The sequence below is a fragment of the Micromonospora sp. NPDC047465 genome (assembly GCF_040643125.1).
Taxonomy (GTDB): domain Bacteria; phylum Actinomycetota; class Actinomycetes; order Mycobacteriales; family Micromonosporaceae; genus Micromonospora.
The window spans coordinates 1-2,026 of sequence record NZ_JBEYTP010000122.1 but is presented as its reverse complement, the minus strand read 5'-3'; the positions used below and the strand labels follow the sequence as shown (position 1 = coordinate 2,026).

1 protein-coding gene is annotated in these 2,026 nt (G+C 69.2%); it reads right to left on the bottom strand.

Translation table 11 applies throughout. From position 1 onward, the window contains the following. Positions 1-102: 102 nt before the first annotated feature. A complete protein-coding gene (locus ABZ793_RS34625) occupies positions 103-1,911 on the bottom strand; it encodes a glycoside hydrolase family 15 protein (protein ID WP_357465210.1) in 1,809 nt (602 codons plus the stop codon). Positions 1,912-2,026: the final 115 nt, after the last annotated feature.

Below are 2,026 nucleotides of genomic sequence, written 5' to 3'. Positions count from 1 at the left end.
TGGTTATTGATCATCTTCCCTCGACAAGAAGAATGATCAACCAAGGGCTGTCCCCATGATCAGTCGGGGTCACCAACCAACCACCGCAGGTTAAAGATCAAGCTAGGGGGCGTCTCGAATCGCGAGGGCGGCCTGGACGAGCGCGGCGTGGGTCAGCGTCTGGGGGTAGTTGCCGAGGTGGGAGCCGGTCGCGGGGTCCAGCTCCTCGGCGTAGAGGCCGAGCGGGCTGGCGTGGTCGAGCATGGTCTGGAACAGCTCGAGCGCCTCGGTGCGGCGCCCGGTGCGGGCGAGGGCTTGAACGAGCCAGAACGAGCAGGGCAGGAACGCGCCTTCGGTACCGGGGAAGCCGTCACGTCCCGGCGGGTAGCGGTAGAGGAGGGGACCACCAGCGGAAAGTCTGTCCCGAATGGCGTCGATGGTGCCATGCACACGGGGCGAGTCGGCGCTGTCCATGCCCAACAGCGGCAGGACGAGCAGGGCCGCGTCGAGGTCCTGGCAGCCGTAGCTGCGGACGTAGCTGTTCGTCGTCGGGTCGAAGCCGCGTGTCCGGACCTCGGCGGCGATGGCATCTCGGGCTTTCTGCCAGCGCCGACGTTGGCGGTCTGGCAGTGGGTGGGTGTCGGCGATGCGCAGGGCCCGGTCCAAGGCGAGCCAGCCCATGAGTTTGGAATGTACGTGTTGGTCGGGTTCGCGTACCTCCCAAATGCCGGCGTCGGGCTCCTGCCAGCGAAGGGCGACCAGGTCGGCGAAGCCGCGCACCGCGCGCCACGTCTCCGTGTAGAGGCGGTGTCCGGACTGCGCGAACGCCCAGGCGGCGTCGATCACCCAGCCGTAGCCGTCGAGTTGGTGTTGCCCGGCAGCGCCGTTGCCGATCCGTACCGGAAGGCTGTCGAGATAGCCGGTCCAGCCGGGCACCTCCCGTTCCGCGGGTACGTGGCGGCCGTGGAGGGTGAGTAGAGCCGGCAGGCGTGGCCGCTGCAGCCGGCTGGCGTGCAACAGCCACGCGAGGAAACCGTGGGCTTCGGCTGCCTTGCCGACGCTGAGGAAGGCGCTGACGCCGATGCTGGCGTCACGGGGCCAGACGTAGCGGTAGTCCCAGTTCCGTACCCCGCCGGGATCCTCGGGCAAGGACGTCGTGGGTGCCGCCACCGGGGCCTGCGAGGGCGAGTAGGTCAACAGCCGCAGGGTCAGCAGGCTTCGTACGACGTGCTCCCGGAACGGCAGCGACGCGTCGATTTCGGTGGTCCAGGCACGCCATCGGTTCTCGTCCTCGACGAGCAGTTCCCAGGCTGCTGCCGGTTCGACGTGGATCAGCGGCTCGCGGTGGGCCACGGCCAGTACGAGGGTGATCGGTCGGCCCGGCCTGACCGTGATCGGGGCAGGTCGGCCTGGCTCGATGGTGAGGTCGGGTGCGGCGACCAGAGAGACCGCGAGCGACCCCCAATCACACAACAGTGCCCGTCGCCGGCGGTGGATTCGGGGCCTGCGGTGCCGTACGCCGAGGCGGGGGTCGAACTCGACGACAGCGTCCACCGTTGCCCCCTCGGCCGACAGGCGCCGGACGATCAGTGTCGTGGGCAGCAGGCGACCGCTGACCTCGGCCACCATGGCCTCGGTGAGGGTGAGGCGGCTGCTGCCCACCGCCCAGGTCGTCGTCAGTGTGGCGGTGTGCTGCCGGTAACGTCGTTCGACGACCGTGGCCGGCCCGGCTGGGCCGAGCCGGAAGGTTCCGGCGTCCGGGCCCCCGACCAGCCGGCCGAACAGCGGCTCGCCGTCGAAGCGGGGCAGGCAGAGCCAGTCCATTGCGCCGTCAGCGGCGACGAGGGCAGCGGTGCGTGTGTCACCCAGCAGCCCGTAGTCGCTGATGGGCGCCGGGGGCCGAGGCCACGTCACGTCGGGCCCGCCAGTCATGGAGATGGCTTCCTGTCGAGTTGAGGTTCCCCCGGTAACGCGGAGGGCTGGTTAGCAGGTTAGGGCCTGCTCATGGGTGGTGTTCACGGGGTTCGGTGGATCGATGTTCTTTGCG